Origin of the sequence: Paenibacillus sp. FSL H8-0168 (assembly GCF_038592955.1) — a bacterium.
Taxonomy (GTDB): Bacteria; Bacillota; Bacilli; order Paenibacillales; family Paenibacillaceae; genus Paenibacillus; species Paenibacillus polymyxa_B.
On the sequence record NZ_CP151948.1, the window covers coordinates 4,233,746 to 4,253,382 of the forward strand.

Genomic DNA, 19,637 nt, shown 5'->3' on the forward strand with positions numbered 1-19,637 from the left:
AAAACAGATGATTCACGGGTCTAAGGTCACCATGATCATCTGTTCATGTAAATTAGTTCTGCTCAGCTACTTATGTCCTGGTGTGCTTCTCAAGCTGCAAGAGATGGTGATTTGCGCTCAATCACCATCCCCTTTTTATCAGCAATTTTATGTTGGAGTGTTTTTTATCTTTACTGTAGTGTTTCTGACTGATCCTGAGCGTTCATTTCATTGTGCATGGATTCCGATTTTTTCTTACGAAATAATTTGGCAAAAAACTTGCCTATCACACCAAACATACCTGCACAAGCTGCACCGATAAGTATGATAACCTTAATTCCCGCGCCCTTAAAAAAAGCAATGAGTAATGCCAACAAGCCTACTTTTTTAGCTACTGCCAAGCCTGCTCCTCCCAAAATCAATCCGGTTAGGCCGTATTCGGAAATTTTGTCCGTTGAAGCATTAAAATCCTCGTACCGCTCACCTGATTTGACTGTCAGCTTGGGTAATATGTTCTCATTCAAAAACTTCTTATCTGCGTCCAAATGCGCAGGATCGGACACTAATATTGCAGAGATATAACCCTGACGAGTGAGCAAACGAACATTATAATTGATCAGCTTTTCCTTGTTCCCATCCTCCGCCAGCATAGACCAGGTTAGATTATGGGTCGCTTCATTATAAAAAGGCTCCACATCCCAACCCGTAACATACAGGCGATCACTTTCCGCTTTTTCCTTGTTACTCTCTTCCGTACCCTATTTATAACTATCTAGAATGCCATCCGCATCGATGTCTTCTTTTTCATCATCCTTGATGTGTCCAAGTTCATAGTATTCAAAAACAACTTCCCAATTTTGATTTTCATCTTTCGGAAATATACTCCCAATCTCCTTACCAGATGGCTTCTCATGATTCATCTCGCTTACCTTTGCTGTGTTAGCTGCATCCAAGAAAAGAAGAGATGATTCCAGTTCAACCGTAGCCATTTTTCCCAGGTCTATCTTTCGGCCACCCTCAATCCATTTTAATTGTTCATTGGATGAGGCCCACGCCTTGCCCCCACTGAGCAACACCAGACTAAGCGCCAACAGCGCTCCAAAAATCGTTTGGCCCCATTTCATTTTGTTACTACATGTGTTATCTAGTCTCTTGTTCAAAACTCACTACCCCTTTATAAATTCCAATATCTCCCGTGTTCCCAACCATATTAGCCACTGCTTCATATTTTGTCAATTATCAGTAGAAAAGGGAGTTTCTGAGACTTAATACTCATTTTTATACATATGTATGCAAATATTCTAATCTAATCGAACTGAATTAATAATATGTGAATGAGCGATAAGAAAAACTCATAAAGGACAAGCACAATTGCGCAATGGCACTACTTCTCCGTTCCGGTTTCTACTTATGAATTCCTAAAAAGGGCTTATTCCTTGATACGACAACCCCATTGACTTCTAGCTTAATTTCGGACAATCTATCTAGCATAAAAAATTCCGAATTTCATCAGATTAAGGAATGCATCATTCATCTAACAAGTGAATTTAGTCTTAGTGACTTTTTTCCTATTTCTAAATATATGTCAACTTTTTTATTTAAAAGAATGTATAGGCTTTCATAAGATTGATTGATTAGAAATAAGCTAATTATTGAAAAGCCCCCATACAAGTTTACTGCTTGTTTTGGGGGCTAGGAGTTATTCACCAGTATTTGAATGAGCACACAACTGGTCATTCTCTACAAGTAAAAAACTTATTCCTCTCATTTTTCGAGTGAAATAAGTTTTTTAAAGATCAATTATAATTTTTGGAGTCAATTAATTGTGTAACTTCATTTCACAATCTGTTGTTTTTGCTCTCTTTAATTAGCTATTAACATCCTTGCTTACATGTATTTAATCTATTAACTTTAACAATATCATTTACGTTATATTCATCAAACTTTTCAAGAAGAGCACCAAAGCCTTGTGATAATTGATATTTCATTTCTTCCCGATATATTGGAAAAACAACCAAAAATTGTATTGTTTTATCCTCACTTAACATTAACGAACTAAATCCTTCATCTTCACGAATTGGAGGTAATAATAGCATACAAGTAAAATCATTGTTATTTGCAATTGGTTCTGGAGGATCCCCATTAGGTATAGTGTCTCCATAACAAAACCAAGTGCTTCTTTCATTCGGGAACTTGCCAAGTTTTCTTAGCCAACCAAATGGCCAATAATCTTTAAAATCTTTAATGTCTTCTTTAGCCACAGGCCATGATGTCGGAAGATACATGATGAGTTCTGTATATTCCCAATCTTTATTATCCTCTGAAACTTGTGCAGGTAATAAGCTCATTCCTGACGTTATAATAGTATGATAGTCTCGTTGTTCGTTTGCTCGAAAAATTATTAAGTTTATATTTAGACTTTCTGAAACGGTCTCTATGTTTATTAAATCTGGCTCACCAATGTATTTCTTATAATGTTCTAATAATTGATCATTTATATCCAATATTTTCACTTCCTCTTCTAAGCAATCTCTTTATATTAAAGTTCCCCCATAGGTTGTTAGAATACCAACAGGCTTCCTTGAGGCCACTTACCTTTCCAACCACAAGGTATATGTCCTGAATTATATATTTCCAATAATTCTGTATGAAAACCTGGTTTTACATACGTGCTATATGCATATTCCATCAATGCAGTAAGCAAATCCCACTCAACGCTCTCATATATACAATTATTTAATTTATTTTCTTGTATAAATGTAGAAATATTTCTAAGGACTCCTTCCTTAAGTAATAATTTAGCCTCCATAGTAATATTATTCCACTGTCTGTATTCTTCTCGCCAGTTCTCATGCAGAGTCGAAGTTAATTGATTTCTTATTTGGAGTCTAACATTATCCCAAGTAGAATTAACTTTTTTTTCAACATCAACCCAGTTGCGTACTTGCGTAACATTAACATTGAATGTAGCATTAATAGCTTCCCCACAGTTACTGAAAAAGTTAATTTTAGATATTTTATTATCATAAAAATCCTTTACTTCGTTCATTGTCTTCCCCTTATTTTAATTTTATTTTTTGAAACAAATATTTATATATAGAATTTATTTGACCTGGTATTTTTGGTATTGGATCATCATCTTGCAAACCATATTTTAATCGTTGGTTCCTGGCTTTCTCAACCACATCTAACGTTTGTTCTTTAGTTAATCCTGCCTTTCTCAACGATTTATATAATGCTACGTTATATTCAGCATTTGTAGGGATTAAACCTTTTTTATCCCCTTTTCTATATCTATTAAAAAATTCTTCCATAGTTTTATGTGCCATAAAATGTGGTGAACCAACATCCTTAAATGCGTTGCCCTCTAATTCTATAGTATATCCTTCATCTGACGGGATTACCTGTTTTCCATTTCCATCTTTTTTAAATGCAGCATCTTGATTAAGGTGATGCTTTTGCTTCCCTGATTTATCATATTTCCATTCACCATACTTCTTAACAGTTACTTTTTCTTTACTTCCTACTGGCCCCTCAACCTTTTTCGCCGCGCTCTCTTCCATTTCTTTCATGACCTTGTTGTAATTCTTCTGCACATCCGTCTGTGGAAGTGGTCCGCTGTCCATCTTATTAACGTGCGGAACTGGCGCTCCATTGGCTGTGGACAACTTACCTGGGCTGAGGCCGTCTGCCATTTTACTTAGTTGCTCATTGAACTTCTGACCCAGTTTACTGCCGGTCTGCTCCAGTTTGGTTACAGCTTTACCAAAGCCTGCCCCGACTGCATCTACACCTTTGCTAATCCATTGCGGTGTAACTTTACTGCTTACCTTTTCCGCGAATCCGCCGATGGCCTTGCCTACTTTGGAATCCAGTACGCCCACGGTGACAAAGCCCAGTCCTGCGTCTTTTGCTACTGAACCCCAGTTGATCTTTTCACCACTTAGCACCTGACTCGCCAAATTTTCCGCGGCATTTGTTACACCGCCGATCGCTGCTTTTCTTAGCAACGTTCCTCCTACACCGAGTGGACCAAAGATCGCTCCAGACACTGCCCCGATCCCCGCTTCTTTTAAACCGGTCAGGGCATAGTCACTAAAGTCGCTCACTTCTCCTCGGGCGATATCCGATGCCGCCAAACTCGCTACGCCCAAGCCGCCTGCAAGCAGTGCTCCTCCGGCTACCGCCGCAATGACCACCGTACCCGCTCCAAGCGTCGCTACCGTAACGGCCGCCACCACGGCTACAGCTGCCACAACCGCCAAACCGCCCAAAATATTCATCCCCAGCTTGCCCCAGTTAAACGGTTCAGGGGGTGGCGGCGGTGGAGGTGGCTCGCCTTCCTTCGGTTCATCATCAAACGGCGGGTATGCAGTTCGGTCGCTACCGTCCGCCCAGACGTTTCCTCCCAACACGTGGTATTCGTTTTCTACCGAAAGCCCCGTGCTTCCTCCCGACTGATACGCCATGACTTGACTAGTTCCGTCAATAATGATTTTCTTCGGCGTATTCAGAATGATTTCCTGCTCTGCTTCTAACGATAGCTTCTTGGGACTAGTTATTTCAATCCCAGTAGCATCGTCCAGACTCATCTGCAATGTCCCACCCGGATCACCCATGATATGGATGCGACCCGGTGCCATTTTCAGCTCACTTCCATGCTCCGTACCAAAATATCGATCATTGGGATTACTCGTTTTCGCGCAACCGTCTCCATTTGTACGAACCGCACCCAAAATCATTGCTCTGGAACCAGACGCATCTGGAAAATACAGGCTTGCCTGTGTTCCCACCTTCGGCATACTGTACATCGCACTTCCCGTTGGGGGAGCGAACGGGTACCAATGCGGCTCAGATACCCCGTCATCCTTATCAATCGCCAGCCGCAGCTTCACTTCCTCTCCCCGTACCGCCAGAACCTCTCCTTCCAGAGAAATTCCGATTGTTTTGGGATTGGGGATGAAATCGCTGCGAATGCCCTCCGCGCGGGCCAACACATAACTGAATAGCAAATGCCCCTTTTCCATGCGGCTTCGCAATTCAGTTACAATCATCGTTTTCTGGCGAAATTGCACCTCGTCTCCAAGAGCATACCGTTCTCCGCTTTCGATCTCGTATTTGAAAAAGTCGGTATCATGTAGCCCGGCTGACGTTCCGCCTGCCCGCTGATAGCCCTTTAAATCTTTACTTGCCGTATAAGGCATATCCTTCCGAATCGTTCGCTGGGTGCCAGCTGGCATGCCGAAATACAGCTTCGGCGCTGCGGACTCCCATATGTCGCTGACCACCACTGTATGTAAACGGCTCGCCATCCGTTTCATAAGCTCCCAGTCGGTTTCATCATATTGTAAAATGGCTTCGCCTACCGACTGCTCTCCGGTCTGGAACAAGACATCACTTCGCTCATAGCCTTGAGCAAGCTTATTCACTAACTGTTTATATGTTTGTTTTTCCTCAGGAAAAGACCGCTTTCTTTTAACAATATCCAGCTCAAATGAGCCACTGATTCCTTCCAGGGTAAGTGTATATACTCCATTATGGTTCTCAACTTCCACCGTATGGACGACACCCTTAAATATGCTGATTTCCTCTTGTCCATTCTGCGCATACACATGTAGCTGATCCTCTGAGGTCGCATCTAGCGCAGCCGTGGCATGACTCGACTCCTTACAAATGCCTGTGAGTGTAATACGCCCATGCTCCCCCGGCTTCCACTCGATCTGAACATCCTTTAAGACCTGAATGGGGTAAGGGGAATCTATTCGAATCTGATCATATCCTATCATGTTTTCAAACCTCCATTCCAGCTACTCCTCCTGCTGGCCATTCGTATGAAATTCGATAAATCCATGATATAAACAAGTCTGAAATGAAGAGGTCGTCAAGGCTGGCTGGCCTTCCACCTTTGTCGGTTCTTTTGTGTTTTTCCACTTATCCGTCAGCATCGGCAGGCATGGCTTCCCTGAGATTGTGGAGCCATCTTCAGCGATCAGATATATAGTCTCGGCACTCGGCTGTTCCGGACTGTTACAAATTCCAAAATGAGGGACATTTTCAGGAGAATAATCTCCTTCATTCATCATGGGTTTACCATTAACAAAAGCCCCGTGGCTGTTCGGCAAATTGATCTTTCGAGGATGCGTCCCGCAAGTGCAACGCATACAGGCCCCCCGTACGACATAATACTCATTATCTGACATGTTCCATTTCCCTCCCTATTTCACCTGGACTTGTTCCAAAGCGATCCCGGTATAATCACGCCGCAATATACTTTCCGCCACGTCTAAACGGACAATGATCATCGAGGTAGCACTCTCCTGGATTCTAAATATCTTGTGGCCCCGAATAGCATCTGCACGTAATACCAGCTTTCGAAGCACACTTTGATCCAAATTCCATTCGCTTTCTGGATGTACTGCTGCAAGCCGCTCCATAAAAGGAATATAGTAATACTTCTGTATCCTCTGTTCGATCTGAGTAAGTATCGTTAATTTCATAGGCATCTCCGGCACATAGGCCTGGACAAGACGCTTTAAAGCATCTGAAATAAGAGGAATGGGACCTTCTAGATAATCAATAAAAATACTTTCTGCATCTGCCTTCACGTGAAACATCAATGGCTTGACAATATCCTCCGGCTGCAAATCATACAGCTTCCACGGATCAATCGTTTCCATCACCTTTTGTAGCCTAGGAACATTGGTATACCGCACATCCTGCTTTAAGAGAAAATAATCCATGAAGATTCCCCCTCTCGTGTCTCGGCTCCCTCACTATGCGTAAAACGGCACAATATTTCGCTATCATCTCGATACTCTCCGGCAAATATCGTGCATATGTCAGCTTTCGGCAACCTTTCTAGTGAAGGGGAAGCAACGAAGGCGGGCATCTGACTTTTCAGAAACTCAACGGTGAGCAGATGGTATTTAACCGCTTCAATTTGTTGAATTTGCTCAATATCCATCGTGGTAATCTTACGGGCATAATCGGACTTGAGCTTTTCCAGCTTAGCCATGCGATTGAACAGAGGCTCGAAAACAAAGTTTGCCGACCATTCCACAGCGCATTCAGCCTTATCCAGAAACCAATTCTCATCATAGGCATCTATACGATAAACCGCTTTATTTTTCATAACACGAGTTCTGAGCAAGGAGATATAAATATATCGAATATCCCCCTTACGACCTTGCTCGTGCTGAAGGGTAGCGAGCTGGCATAGCGACTCTAAAGCTGCTATAAGCTCGTCTTCAATGGCTTGCTGGCGCGTCAGAAAGTTGTTTTCAATAAGAGCCAAATCATGTATCCATTCCGTAAATACGTGCTTTTCCAGCAAATCCTGCAACGCAGCATCCCGATCCATGAGCTTCATTCAATGTTCACCTTACCCCCGGTTAATCTCACATCGTCCATGATGTCGAGTTTGGCTCCGGATTGAATAAAACTTACGCCTTCTTTCCCCTCCATAATAATTTTCGCTCCCCCTGTAATTTGGATATCTTCCTGAGCAGACAGGGTTATTTTTTTGTTACTGTTAATTTCGATCCCGCCTTCATCCGTGAGACGCATGAGCATTTGCCCACTGTTGATAATTTCTACTGCACCAGGCTTGAAAACGACTTGTTTGCCGTACTTGGTGCTGATACTTTTTACCGCAGGATCACTTCTTTTAACGGGATCAGAGGAGGCAAGATCGACAGAACTGGCGGCAAAAGCATTCTGCTCCCGTTCATCCGGAAAGTACAGACGAATTTGATCCCCTGCTTCCGGCATAACATACCAGCCGCTGCCATCAGGAGAAGAATAAACCGTAGAATAGGGAAACCACATAGCCCCGGATGCAGTCGAGCCTTGATCAATTTCCAGCTTGATTTTCACTTTTTCTTTGGAAATATCAATCACCTTGCCAAACAGAGAGGCTCCTGACAGATCATAGGCATAGACGGTTGGGCATTTTAACCCATGTGCATCCCGTAAAATGTAACGATTCACGATCAGATTTCCTTCTGTGGTCGTCTCCGCCCTAGTTATGTAAAGCGTTCTTTTATGAAAAATGACGGAGCTACCGAGCTCTAGCACTTTGTTGCTGGTCACTTCATAGCTCAAGCTGTTAGACTCGCCATATTCCGGCAGTCCGTTACGGGACATGAGCTTGTGCTCCTTCAAGTCTTTTTTTATGGAATAGTTATGTTCGTTCAGCGGTTGAGGGGCACTAGAATGGGGGACACCAATCACATATTTCAGTCCTTGTTGCATCGTAATTGGAATTAAAGCAGCATGTAGCCGAGAAGCAATTCTTTTGACAAAAGCCCAGTCTGTTTCATTGTATTGCACTAATAATTCACCGATAGCTGCGCCATGAGAAGCCTCATCAATCACTTCTGCATCAGTATATGAACTTGTAACATGCGAAAATAGATTGTTATATGAATCCTCTGTTTTTTGGAATGAACGACGTTTGGGGCGAATGTCCATCATTAAGGTTTCACTGCTAGCCTCAATCGTAAGCTCGCGTACTCCGTTTACAGCTTTTACAGCAATATTCGTAACGATTCCCTGAAAAAACCGGATCTCCTTGCCTTCACTTTTTAAGAAGACTTCGATGCGCTCATCTTCATCTGCTTTTTCTACGTATTGATCCAGCTTGTCCTCCGAAACAATTCCACGTATGCAGAAGCTCACATGTTCGTTTAACTGTTTAATGAGATGGATACTTAATACACGCTGAAACTGATAAGGGGCCACCTGAACATCTGCTGTGGTGTAAATGGGGTTACTCATTCATATCCCTCCTTTTCTGCCTCGTCAACCGTTTGAATGGTACGAATCATCTGCAGGGCGACATCCCGCCATTCAGCATACTGCTTATACGGACAACAAAATGTTCCCATGACCGTCTTTCCTTCCAGCTCAAAGTAGAACATATTGTGGTAGATGGGCTGGTCCAGTGCAGGACTTTTAAAGTCAAAATAGCCAATCTGCTTACCATGTACCTCTTCTATTTTTTCTTCATAAAATACATGGGCAGGATTCATATTTTTCATCATTGCCTTCATGCCAGAAGTGAGCTGTTCCACCCATTCATCTTGTAGCGTCTGGTCCACCCGATTCAGGGTAACATCCACACTGCCCAAATCATTCGTCAAAATCATTTCTGGACGTTGCTCATGAGGATATTTAATCTTTTGCAAATGCTTGGGCATTGGACTAAAGATAGAGGGGACATGCATTTTCAGCCGATCTTTAAAGAAAGATCGCTCTTCAAACACATAGGTTTGACCGTCAATGATTATGGGTCCTGCTAAAATATTGTTAGGCCTCTTCAGCTTCTCCATCTCGCGGAGCTGATCCAAAATCTTTTCATCCTCATATTTCATAATGCACACTCCTCTACCTGATTTTCTAATCCACAATCATCCGTCCGGCTCCGCCGCCCTGCCAACGGCCTGCTGTTCGTTTTCCACGTCCGGCGCCTTCTAGAATAAGAACTAGCTGTCTATGCAACTGAGCATGAGAATAATCTCTGTATTCCGCACCATTTCGGTTTGCAATGTAATGCTGAATGGAATCTCTGTCTACGGCTTCTGAGTTCAGGCATATGAGCGCAAACATACAATCCATCGGATCTGTGGCACCACTTTTAAGCAGCTCGGATGCGAAGTAGCGCATCGTCTCTGGCCGCAATGTACTCTGCTTCAAACCCGCAAAAGGAGCATGGATATCACTCCATGTATTGAATTCGGTTGCCATGTCGGCAAAATCCTGATAATCCGAGCGAAGCACGGCTCCATCTTTGAGCTTGAATCGGCCCAGCTCCATCTTATCCAGACCAATCTCTGCCTCATCCTCCAGCACGATATCTGCATGATGGGCTGTGAAATCCGGGCGATCTGTTTGTTCCAAAAAGAGCAACTTCAACACCGATAGTCGGCCTGTAGCCGCATACGGCACTTCCTGCTCCTGCTCCAGCAGGTATAGTCTATCCTTGTGCTTCACGATGCCTCTACCAACGGTCAGCGTGTTCTCCCCGACAGTTACGTTCATTCCGGTGATAATGCCATCCGAAAAATCCTGATACCGGATATCCAGAAAACTGCGCGGGTAGTCTCGCAGGTTCTCCAGCATCTCGGTTTTTAGAATACGGCCCTTCTCAAACTTCGGAACGATATGCGTTAACATGGTGCTCCCCTCCTTTCTCTATTCTTCTTTATTTAGGGGAACTGATAGCCGATTCACACCGGGCGCAGGAGGTGGAACAGGAACTGTATCATCGATGGGTTGAGCTTTGCTTACTCCAAGTAGTCCAGTAAATAGGCGAAAATTCTTTTCTAAAAATCTGCGTATATCCATCTTGCTCCCCCTGTTTGAAGACTACGGTTCATTATGATCTTAAAATCTATTTATCCACCTTTACATCCCGGCTCCGCGTTGAGCTTGCTCACGAAGGATATAGTCCAGCTCGCGTTTGTCCACAACATAGGTACGAGCGATTAGATCGTGGAGGGCCTGTTTTCTAGCCGTAAAGGCTGCCATGATAAAACCGATCCACAAAATGATACTCGATAAAATTTTACTCCAGTAGCGGGCACTCGCACGTCCAAAGCTCAGCTTTTGGTTAAATTCATCTACTACAACGATACCAAGAGCCAGCTTGCCCACCGTAGCTCTGCATTTGGACGATTCCATGATCGCAAAATACAGCCATGAAGCCCCCAAATTCATCAGAGTTTGCCCCAATAATTGCATGGTGAAAATAGCAGTCGACCCGTCTGTCAGCATAGAGGTTTCTGCCGGAGATGGCGCCCAGTTCCCAAAAAGCTGAATTACACCCCAGATCAATCCAATAATCATAAATACAAATCCTAAAATAAGGCTATCAATGATATAAGCCAAAGTTCGCTTCCAAAAACCTGCATACAGCACGTTATCCCCTCCAATGTGTTGTGTACTTTTCTGATTTCAGCATTTTGTGAAATCCTTAATTTACTATTTCGTGCCGTCAAAGAAATCCAGCTCGGAGAGATCATTTTCGAAAGCAAAAAAGCGTTTGGGTCCCAGATGCAGCAATTCATCTCGGCGGGTAATCGGGACTACATAAAAGCCCCAGCGGCTATCCCCGACAAAAACAAAATATTTCGTTTCCCCATTACGAATGGAGTCCGTATCATCCTGCGGGATATCCCGCCCGTACAGCACGGCAATTTCCTCATACGGCATGGGTTCAAAAGCTTCTGGCCGACTACGATACACATGGCGCTGACGCAGCTTGCCACCGTCGGCCGTCAGGAAGAACTCCACCTCAGCCGCATGAGACGGCCGGGAAATAGAACCGCGTACCCGGTTGCTTTCCAAACTCGCAATCAGCTCCTTCTCGCGTCCCGTATGTGTCCATGCGCTGACCGTGTACGGAATGGCCGGAATATGATTGGTAATGACAGGCTCAATCGTGCCCATTTTTTTAGCGTTCAGGTAACGGATAGCCCCGCGCAGACAGGCCATTTTCAACTCAGGTACCCGGCTGAGGTCCTCTGCCTTTTGACGGAACTCAATACTGCGCCCTGGTACAAATTCCTTGAGTGCTTCGCGAAATACGTCAATCCGGCAGGACTGCCCGGTTAGCTTGATAATCGAATAATTCTGCAAGCGCCCCTCCAGATAAAATTCATCCAAAAACTTGCGCACAATATTGTAGATGTCTGCCTTAAGAAGCTGCTGTATTTCCCGAATGTTAAACACTACATCAGGCAAACCATATTCATCACGAAACCGTCCGTTCTCAATGACTGATACCAGCCAACGGTCCATCACTGCAATGTTCAGGTCGCTTTCAGCAGATAATACCTGCTCAGATTCGAAGCGACTGCGCAAGATCCCCGTACGTAGAAAAAATTCCTTTTTCATATTTTCTGCCGCGCTCCATAACAGATGAAAATTACTCAGTACCCGCTGATATTCATCCCGTGTAGCATGCTCATACTGTTTGAACTCGGTAGGCAAGATGGCCTCTGCCTCTCGGTAGCGTTCCTCCAGTCCCGCATATACAGCATCTACGCCAAACTCATCCACATGACGGTACAAATCTCCCGAAGGAATGCCGATCAGGGCATCAATATCGGTGTCAGGCAAACGAGTCTCGGCAGCATAATAACCTGCAAATACAATTTTCATAAACTGCATAATCCGATACGTCAGATTGTTTCCACCAAAATTGGTATCCCCATTTTCATACGTTGTGTGAATATCCAGCTTGTAAGCAATACGTCCGTCCTCAATTCGGAATCGGCAGGAAGACAAATCTGTCGTGCCTCCTCCACAATCAATGACAAGTGCCTGATACTCCTCACCGTCCGCAAAAGTCCCTCGTTCCATCTGGTCTGCCAGCGTGTTGTACAGCACAGCCAGCCCTTCGTCCAGCGCATCCTCCGCTTCAATCTGGTAATCCGGCAAAATATCACTAAACATCTCTATAAACTGGGGCTGCAGCTTTACGGGAGCAGAAAAGTGCAGGTTGCGAAACCGACACTTAAATTGCTGCTCGGCTGTGGCAATCACATAACGGATAAAAGCAGCTAAAATATCACTGCGGGAAGCGGTTGCTGTATTCCCCTCGGAATCCATTAATTCCTCGATTCGCTTATAATCGTTGACCCACCGCTTGATCCCTCGCAATACTGTCGCACGGCTGCCTGCCACGTCAGATCCACGTAGTGCATCCTCCCCAAATACATAAAGGATATGTTCTGGATTGGAGCAGTCTGCGACGCGAATAACAGTCGGCAATACTTCGATCCAGTCGCCTTCTGCCCCTTCTGGGCCGGGGAATGACACATAATTGATGGCGTTCAGCCTTACCGTGCTGCTCATACCTGTATCAGGGGCCGTAACGTAGGAACTATCCAAATAAGCACCTGCTGTGGTGTTCGAGGTGCCAAAATCAATCGCAAGTACCGCATCTGTTGTTTCCGTACCCCGAATGATCAACTCTGCCACCGGAACCCGGTGACCTTGAAGCTTCAGCGGCAGCATTGGCTTATCTCCATAGTAGAGGTTATAAAAATATTCTGATTCCTGTCTTCGCAGAAATAATAGGCTATAACTATGATTAGACGTCTCTCGCAGTTCAGCATCACGATGACGAGAAAGATAATATACGCCTGTTCGTCCCTCATCCTTCACCAAATTCAAAACACCGCACAGTTCTCCTGTCGCATTCACCAGCAGCACATTAGATGAGCTCAGCCAAGGCAAATCGGATTCAATCCGGTAGTTGTCCATGCGACCTGTGCGTACACCCTGATACAGTGTGATTTTGGCGGGAACCCGGATACCGCTGCTCTCCTGCCGACGGTCGTTCCAGTTTCGCTGTAGTGCCGATTCCATGCGTTCAAAACCGACAGGGTTCGGCCTTGTGATGAGTAGATGCTCCTCCGCACTCCGAAATCGCAAAATCACGCGAATCAATTCTTCACGTGCCAGGCGATTGGCAAATCCCTCGACCAGTCGTTCCTTATCGCATATCCCGCGTAACTGAAAGGTCGTCATTTGCTCCAATTCCGCCCGCGTGTATTTCGCCGTGAAGCGTATGCTTTTTCGATCGGTGAGCAGGTCTAGCAACCTGTATGTATAGGGTCCGTTCATCGTTCACATGTCCTTTCTTAGCCATTTAGCCTTAATAGAGGGCGATAGCGTCTATTTTCATCGTAGGATCTTCCTCTAAAATGCCGAAATGACTTGTCCAATACAATTCCGTCGTAAAACGTGCCGGAAGAAACAAATCCAAAATCAAATCCACTTTAATCCGTGACAATGGCGTCTCCTCTTGGCCGATATAGATGAGTAATTCGTCTTTTTCCTCACAATTGGTGTAAATGATTGAGCGATGAAAGACGCGCCGCATCGTTTCTTTTAGCAGATGTACGGCTTCTCCCGTCTCATACAGGCGCAGCAGTCCTTCAGCAATCGCGTCCTGATCCTCACGGTTTAATTGTCCAAAGCCTTCCTTTACCTTCGGGCCAAAAATGCCCTCTGCAATATCACGCCGAACAAACTGGATATGGTACTCCCGCCGATTCATCCCTTGATACAAGTCCATTTCCGCCAGAAAATGCATCATAATATCAAATAGCGATTCTCTCAGCTCCAGATACTCTTCAGCATCCGGTGGAAATAGATCCCGAAAAATAGAATAAAAGCGGTAGTACGGATTGATTTCCACTACCTGCTCCAAATGGGAAGTATTCAACTCTGCCAGACTAAGCTCCATATACGGAGAGTAGCTGACAGCGGGTACGAAGCGGAATTTATCTACATCCAGCCCCTGTTCTCTCGCTCGCATGAGCAAATCCCAGACGTAATTCACACCCATTCTCCTTCACACTTGTACTCTGGAAAATACATCTGCACTTCCGATACCAGAAAGCTCATTAAATCGGATAAAATATAAGCAGGCGCGGTGGGCAAAACATCGTCTGAACCACGTCTGAACCCCAAACGCATGATCTGCTTGCCTTCCTCTGTCCGTACGTTATCGCTGACAAACGGATTTAACGGATACGTCTGGGTTTTGGTTAAAAGGTTGCTTACATCATTTCTCCCTGCACCTCCCCAGATTTCCACACGTTCCAGCTCCAGCCCCTGCGCTGCTTCAAACGAGTTTACGATGCGCATGATTTCCGCCTTGGCACGGACGATCACGGCCTGTTTTCCTGCATAGCGGCCCAAAAAGCTGTCCTGTCGCCGATTGGACAATAACGGATAAGTCTGACGACTAAGTCTCGTTGTAACAGGCTTCGTAACCTTCAACACATTCCATTCGCCAGACTTATCACGTGGTGTAACAATCGTCAGTTCCTCTTCTGTACGCTTGATATACCGGATATCGCCTTCAGTCCCGTCAATCAAATAACCATGCTCAGGACCTGTTTTTCGCAAAGGCAGCACATGCTCATAATTCACACGATCCGTAGCGGGTATAGGAAAACCGCTGTTCTTTAGAGATAGCCTTTCAATGTTCCAAAGCGGAAAAACGTCGCCCTTCTTAAAAACGTCGAATTCCTCCAATGAAATTGTAATTTCATGAATTTCTTCGTGGGCAGCCGGCTCGCCGTCTCCACCAATCAATACACAGTCCACAAACTTATAAGCGTACGGGTGATTAATTGTTTTCCACGGCATGCCATTTTGCATAAACGTGTGATATAACTGTTCAATCTCCAAAATATAAGAACGGTTATGCTCCAGACGAAAACGAATCGGATAATTGCCAGTTTCCGTGACCAACATTCCCGAGAAAATTCGCTTGCTGCGCACTAACGCTGAGATTCGTTCGGTCTCCATCTCAAGAAAAAGCGTAAACAACGGCATCGCACCGCCTTCGCGTACCACCTCTGCCACACGGCTGATGTCCATCTGCTTTTCCTCCGTATCAGACGGTAACACAGGATATAAAAATTCATGAATCGGGTCATAGTCCTCACGCGATGTCAATGACACGTACACATCAATCTTTTCTTCTGTATTCTCAATTTCCTCAAATACCCGCCGTTCTAGCTGGCGGGTCATTTCTTCCTGATATTCGACGAGGTTCATAAATACCCCCGCCATCATATTTTTCAGTAAACGTCTCTGCTCTAAATCGTCCATCTTGCTCAAACGGTCCTGTACCAGCTCTTTCACGACGTTTCACTCCTTTCCGGCTCCAGCATTCATTGAACATGAAAAACTTAACTTCCGTTCGCAGCAGCCCGATCTTGATTCTCTGAATCAGACGCCCCTGCTGCTTTAGAAGCGGAATCAGCAGTTCCTTGCTCTTTGTTGGTATCCACCTTGGCCGAAGGGGCAGTTCCATCGCCTGTACCCATGCTCTTTGCAGCCGAAGTGGCTTCCTTCTTCGCGGGTGTAGTTCCCGCTGAAGCCGTTGGCGCAGCCTTCGTTTGCGATTCTGCAGCAGGGGTTGCAGCAGTGGAAGATGAAGCTCCACCCGCTGTGTCCCCTGCGTCCGTGTCGTTCAACGCTCCGTCAGACAATCCCAATCCAGCAGGAAGCTGACCATTTTTCTGCTGTTCCGCGCTCTGCTTTTCCTCCGCCTTGGCAATGTTCCGCTCCAATGCCAGAACACTTTCGAGCTTATCAATCTCCTGATAAATTTCCTGTGCCCCGCTATAGGCATCAATGGCCCCTTCATAATCGAGATCCTTCATCATCCGATCCCCTTTGGCCTGAAGTTTTCCAGCTTGAATCTCCTTGAGCTGCTGCTGAATAGCTGTCAATTTATCGTTGGCCTCGGTAATTTTCTTCTCCAGTTCTTTTTGCGCGGACGTATAACCGGATTCCATCGCAGCCTTGTTTGCTTTCTTGTATAGCTTAAGCGCATTCGTGTAATCGCCGCCCTGAAATTTTAAATCTCCGTCCTTCATCCAGCTCGCTGTCTCGGCATAGCTGTCCAATTGATCGATTTTATGCTCAATATCCTTCACATTAAATGGTGGATATAGCCCGGCGCTTTTCCGTGCTTTCTCGTAGCTGGCTTCAGCTTTGGTAAAGTCCGCCTTTTCCACGTAGCCGTCTCCGTCCACCAGCAATTGAGATAGTTTCTGCTCGGCTGTATACAGTCGCTTATGAATCTTATCGTTAATTTTAACCGCCGCGTTTTTCGCTTCGCTGTAGGACTTGAGCGCCTTCGCATAATCTCCTGTCCTTGCATAATCGTCTGCGGCTTGGGCTGATTCGATCATCGTTTCCAGTGCAGCTGCCTTATTCGCAGCCATACGAGCCAGCGTAATCCATGCTCCCCCGCCCACAACAATAAAAACAAGCAACGCAAGCAAAATCCGTTTGATCAACTTGCGGCGGTTTTTAGGCTTTTCCTGAAAAACTTTATTTACATAAATGGCCGCAGCCGTGTAATTATTCACCGTCCGGTGCTGTTTGCTTAGCAGAACCTCTTCCAAGGTGTCCGTCAGCATGACCGGGTCCTTCGCTTCCTCCAGCGCCCCCAGCATTTCCGCCAGCTCAACGTCCTCCCACATCCCTGAGGTGGCAAGCAGGATTACATCTCCATCTGCAAGCTGCGTCTTTTTGGCGTAATGGGCATGAACTCCATTCGGATTTCCCAAGTATTCCAGCAGATTACCTCGTTCCTCATGTGTGCTGGTCGCTTCGTCTGGAATGCGTCCATCATCTGCCAATGACTGAGCCAGACTATGATCCTTACTGCGAAAATTAAGCCTTCCATTACGAAAATGATAGAGCCGCACATTACCGCACGAAACATACACCATTTTGTTATAGTTGGTCACTACCATCAGCAGACTGGCTTTAAGCCGAACACGACGGCTTTCAAATTGCAGCCATTCCTGCGCTTCACGCAGATCTCTCATCAAGCGCCGTTTGGACATCGAGGGCTTCTCCATGAAGTTTTCCAGCACCGTTTTGACAACCATTTCTGCGCTGCGCAGCTCCTGATCCGAATCCAGACCGTCTGCGAGGACATAACAGGCCATGTCGTCCGTCTCCATGAATGCAAAATAGTCCCGGTTGTCTATGTAAGAGCCCGCTTCCGACACAAAGGCGGTACTAAAATCGCTGTTGTCCTTGCGCATCGCTACCCCCGTCTTTCTTGTTTCATCCTATCGCCAAAATAAGTACTGTCGCATTATCCTGACTTTTAAAGCCTTTATCATTAATGGCGTCGATCATGGCATCCGCTGTTTCCTGCGGTGTTCCACCCTTGCGCATAATCTCTTCCAATTCAATCTCCGTCAGCGCCTCCTGAATGCCATCGCTGCACAGCAGCACATGATCGCCTGAATACAAACGAATCGGTGCATTACCCATTTCCATGCTCTCAAAGCCCTCATAGCCCAAGTAGTTGACCAGTTGATTGCGCACTGGACTCGTTTTGGCTTCCTCCGAGGTCATTTGTCCAGCAAGCACTCGTTCCTCCAGTAGTGTTTCTGCTGTATGCTTGGAATTGACTGTTTGGAAATGACCATTGCGGTAAATCGTAATCAAGCTGTCGCCCACCGCTCCGTAATACAGCTGATAGCCGCACACAATGACCGCAGCCAGCGTCGTTCCTCCGCCCTGTCCGTTCAAATTTTGCAAAATGCCGCGATTGCTTTGAGTTGCCGCCTCTGCAAAATATCCATTCAAATTCGTTGCATCTTCCAGCTTGGCAAACGCCTTCGTAAAAGTCGTCACAGCCAAGGTACTGGACATACGCCCATTGGCCAGCCCACTAATACCGTCTGCGACAACAGCCAGCGTACCGACAGGTGTCGTCATACTGGAAAAATAATCATCCTGCTCGCTCCGGCTCCCGATCGTTTGACCATTTCCGATCTCAATTCCACTCACGGTACGGCTGCCGGAACTTCGCGTCAGTCGTATACGGATCATGAGCAGAACAGCGAATAGTACCGCAGCTCCACTTACAACAAAATAAGGCTGCATATCGTTACCTCCCTGCACCATTGCCCAATTCCGTCCTAGTTTTCGTTATCCCACTCAAAATGGGCGCCACACAGCGGGATAAAGATAAATTTGCTGTGTCCCAGCTGAATCACGTCATAGGCAGCCAGCTCTGCTGGTGAATATACCGCCTCGTTATTGTGGTACGCCAAACCTGATGAATCGCCTGGCAGCAAGTAAAAGTTACGTTTCTTCGGATCATACACAATGACCGCATGATTTCTACGGGAAATCGTGTTGTCCCCGATAATGCGGACATGCATTTCCTCTGCGCGCCCGATAAAGTTTTTCTCCGCCATAATGCGATAATCCTGACCCACCTGTGCTCCTTCGATGCATACCAGCCATCCGGTTACCGGATGAATGCCCACCGTCTCGCCCAAATACGGCATTGTTTTGTCGTTATCTCCTGCGACGTTTGTTTTCGCCACTGGCTCTGCGCTCTTGGGTGCAGCTACATTTACTACCGTGTTGCAATAAGGACACGTATTTCCGTGCTTTCGTGTACTGAACATGTGTCCGTTCGGGCATCTTGTCAAACTCATAGTCGGTTCCTTCCCCCATTGTCATGATTGTCTTTTCAGCGATCTGAGGATTTTGCAGCATCCTCATCTATTTAACGAGCAGTCTCGTATTGGCAATATATAATAAATCACCTGAGTAAATCCGGTATGGCTCACCGCTTTCCAACTTCTTGGTTACACTTTCGTTGGCAGACCGCAAGCCTGTACCATTACCGGAATCCACATCCTCCACAAACCAGTCGCTGTTCACCCGGTTGAGTACCGCATGCTCCACACTTACCAGGGAGGCATAATCTGTACCTACCAAATCAATATCCGCCTCCGAACGCGACGTTGTTTTACCAATTAAGAGCGACGTTTCGCCTTCGATATACCATTCTTTAATGGACTCGCCCTCTTCATCAATCAACACCAGCTTGGCAATCCGCTGACGTTGCGCCTTTGGCTTGGCCACGGGTACAACGGACACCAGATTGCGCAATATGTATACAAGCACGCCGATTCCAATACCTATCGCGACCACGGTTTTCAAACCGCTGTAGCCTGTACGATTAAACACATAAAAGGCGATCGCCAGCATCAGCCCGAACATGGCAACATCTATGATGAAAACCCATCTGTTCTGCGCCGTTTTCACTGCTTGCTTCCCCCATTTCTATCCTGAAA

The 19,637-nt window shown here is 45.7% G+C and carries 17 protein-coding genes and 1 pseudogene; all 18 read right to left on the bottom strand.

The genetic code is table 11. The features are described from left to right. Positions 1-170: 170 nt before the first annotated feature. Positions 171-1,103, bottom strand: a pseudogene (locus MHI21_RS18670) (DUF2167 domain-containing protein). 750 nt (positions 1,104-1,853) lie between these two features. Further along, positions 1,854-2,483: a suppressor of fused domain protein gene (locus tag MHI21_RS18675; RefSeq protein ID WP_342418716.1), complete on the bottom strand. Its 630-nt coding sequence runs from the start codon at positions 2,481-2,483 to the stop codon at positions 1,854-1,856. A gap of 56 nt (positions 2,484-2,539) precedes the next feature. After that, positions 2,540-3,028 (bottom strand): hypothetical protein, encoded by a 489-nt coding sequence (locus tag MHI21_RS18680; protein WP_342418717.1) that lies wholly within the window; start codon positions 3,026-3,028, stop codon positions 2,540-2,542. A gap of 10 nt (positions 3,029-3,038) precedes the next feature. Continuing rightward, positions 3,039-5,765: a hypothetical protein gene (locus tag MHI21_RS18685; protein ID WP_342418718.1), complete on the bottom strand. Its 2,727-nt coding sequence runs from the start codon at positions 5,763-5,765 to the stop codon at positions 3,039-3,041. A 21-nt stretch (positions 5,766-5,786) separates the two neighbouring features. Then, entirely contained in the window at positions 5,787-6,179 is a 393-nt protein-coding gene (locus MHI21_RS18690) for a DUF4280 domain-containing protein (RefSeq protein WP_165178670.1), read from the bottom strand. Between the two features lie 15 nt (positions 6,180-6,194). Next, positions 6,195-6,719 carry a hypothetical protein gene (locus MHI21_RS18695; RefSeq protein ID WP_342418719.1) on the bottom strand — a complete coding sequence of 175 codons (525 nt, stop codon included), beginning with the start codon at positions 6,717-6,719 and terminating at the stop codon, positions 6,195-6,197. Further along, the gene (locus MHI21_RS18700) at positions 6,701-7,348 is read right to left on the bottom strand and encodes a hypothetical protein (RefSeq protein ID WP_342418720.1); all 648 of its coding nucleotides are present in this window, start codon (positions 7,346-7,348) and stop codon (positions 6,701-6,703) included. The genes MHI21_RS18695 and MHI21_RS18700 overlap by 19 nt, the downstream gene beginning before the upstream one ends. Then, complete coding sequence (locus MHI21_RS18705) at positions 7,345-8,757, bottom strand: phage tail protein (RefSeq protein WP_342418721.1); 1,413 nt, start codon at positions 8,755-8,757, stop codon at positions 7,345-7,347. The genes MHI21_RS18700 and MHI21_RS18705 overlap by 4 nt, the downstream gene beginning before the upstream one ends. Continuing rightward, positions 8,754-9,353 (bottom strand): hypothetical protein, encoded by a 600-nt coding sequence (locus MHI21_RS18710; RefSeq protein ID WP_341163423.1) that lies wholly within the window; start codon positions 9,351-9,353, stop codon positions 8,754-8,756. The genes MHI21_RS18705 and MHI21_RS18710 overlap by 4 nt, the downstream gene beginning before the upstream one ends. Before the next feature lie 25 nt (positions 9,354-9,378). Next, positions 9,379-10,155, bottom strand: coding sequence for a DNA and RNA helicase (locus MHI21_RS18715; RefSeq protein WP_342418722.1), 777 nt, complete (start codon positions 10,153-10,155; stop codon positions 9,379-9,381). 231 nt (positions 10,156-10,386) lie between these two features. Next, on the bottom strand, positions 10,387-10,899 hold the full coding sequence (locus tag MHI21_RS18720; RefSeq protein ID WP_342418723.1) for an RDD family protein: 513 nt from the start codon (positions 10,897-10,899) through the stop codon (positions 10,387-10,389). Between the two features lie 63 nt (positions 10,900-10,962). After that, positions 10,963-13,614 carry a molecular chaperone gene (locus MHI21_RS18725; protein ID WP_342418724.1) on the bottom strand — a complete coding sequence of 884 codons (2,652 nt, stop codon included), beginning with the start codon at positions 13,612-13,614 and terminating at the stop codon, positions 10,963-10,965. A 31-nt stretch (positions 13,615-13,645) separates the two neighbouring features. Further along, positions 13,646-14,335, bottom strand: a complete 690-nt coding sequence (locus MHI21_RS18730; RefSeq protein ID WP_103049362.1) for an iron-dependent peroxidase — start codon at positions 14,333-14,335, stop codon at positions 13,646-13,648. Continuing rightward, positions 14,332-15,651 (bottom strand): normocyte-binding protein, encoded by a 1,320-nt coding sequence (locus MHI21_RS18735; RefSeq protein ID WP_342418725.1) that lies wholly within the window; start codon positions 15,649-15,651, stop codon positions 14,332-14,334. The genes MHI21_RS18730 and MHI21_RS18735 overlap by 4 nt, the downstream gene beginning before the upstream one ends. Positions 15,652-15,698: 47 nt before the next feature. Continuing rightward, positions 15,699-17,576 carry a serine/threonine protein phosphatase gene (locus MHI21_RS18740; protein WP_342418726.1) on the bottom strand — a complete coding sequence of 626 codons (1,878 nt, stop codon included), beginning with the start codon at positions 17,574-17,576 and terminating at the stop codon, positions 15,699-15,701. Between the two features lie 22 nt (positions 17,577-17,598). Then, positions 17,599-18,429: a protein phosphatase 2C domain-containing protein gene (locus MHI21_RS18745; protein ID WP_342418727.1), complete on the bottom strand. Its 831-nt coding sequence runs from the start codon at positions 18,427-18,429 to the stop codon at positions 17,599-17,601. A 35-nt stretch (positions 18,430-18,464) separates the two neighbouring features. Beyond that, entirely contained in the window at positions 18,465-18,992 is a 528-nt protein-coding gene (locus tag MHI21_RS18750) for an FHA domain-containing protein (RefSeq protein WP_069290165.1), read from the bottom strand. A gap of 67 nt (positions 18,993-19,059) precedes the next feature. Beyond that, positions 19,060-19,608, bottom strand: coding sequence for an FHA domain-containing protein (locus MHI21_RS18755; RefSeq protein WP_023989858.1), 549 nt, complete (start codon positions 19,606-19,608; stop codon positions 19,060-19,062). Positions 19,609-19,637: the final 29 nt, after the last annotated feature.

Bases quoted from the DNA above. Each gene is read 5' to 3' on its own strand.
- MHI21_RS18680 (WP_342418717.1), bottom strand. From the start codon at position 3,028: ATGAACGAAGTAAAGGATTTTTATGATAATAAAATATCTAAAATTAAC.
- MHI21_RS18685 (WP_342418718.1), bottom strand. From the start codon at position 5,765: ATGATAGGATATGATCAGATTCGAATAGATTCCCCTTACCCCATTCAG.
- MHI21_RS18690 (WP_165178670.1), bottom strand. From the start codon at position 6,179: ATGTCAGATAATGAGTATTATGTCGTACGGGGGGCCTGTATGCGTTGC.
- MHI21_RS18695 (WP_342418719.1), bottom strand. From the start codon at position 6,719: ATGGATTATTTTCTCTTAAAGCAGGATGTGCGGTATACCAATGTTCCT.
- MHI21_RS18700 (WP_342418720.1), bottom strand. From the start codon at position 7,348: ATGAAGCTCATGGATCGGGATGCTGCGTTGCAGGATTTGCTGGAAAAG.
- MHI21_RS18705 (WP_342418721.1), bottom strand. From the start codon at position 8,757: ATGAGTAACCCCATTTACACCACAGCAGATGTTCAGGTGGCCCCTTAT.
- MHI21_RS18710 (WP_341163423.1), bottom strand. From the start codon at position 9,353: ATGAAATATGAGGATGAAAAGATTTTGGATCAGCTCCGCGAGATGGAG.
- MHI21_RS18715 (WP_342418722.1), bottom strand. From the start codon at position 10,155: ATGTTAACGCATATCGTTCCGAAGTTTGAGAAGGGCCGTATTCTAAAA.
- MHI21_RS18725 (WP_342418724.1), bottom strand. From the start codon at position 13,614: ATGAACGGACCCTATACATACAGGTTGCTAGACCTGCTCACCGATCGA.
- MHI21_RS18740 (WP_342418726.1), bottom strand. From the start codon at position 17,576: ATGCGCAAGGACAACAGCGATTTTAGTACCGCCTTTGTGTCGGAAGCG.
- MHI21_RS18745 (WP_342418727.1), bottom strand. From the start codon at position 18,429: ATGCAGCCTTATTTTGTTGTAAGTGGAGCTGCGGTACTATTCGCTGTT.
- MHI21_RS18750 (WP_069290165.1), bottom strand. From the start codon at position 18,992: ATGAGTTTGACAAGATGCCCGAACGGACACATGTTCAGTACACGAAAG.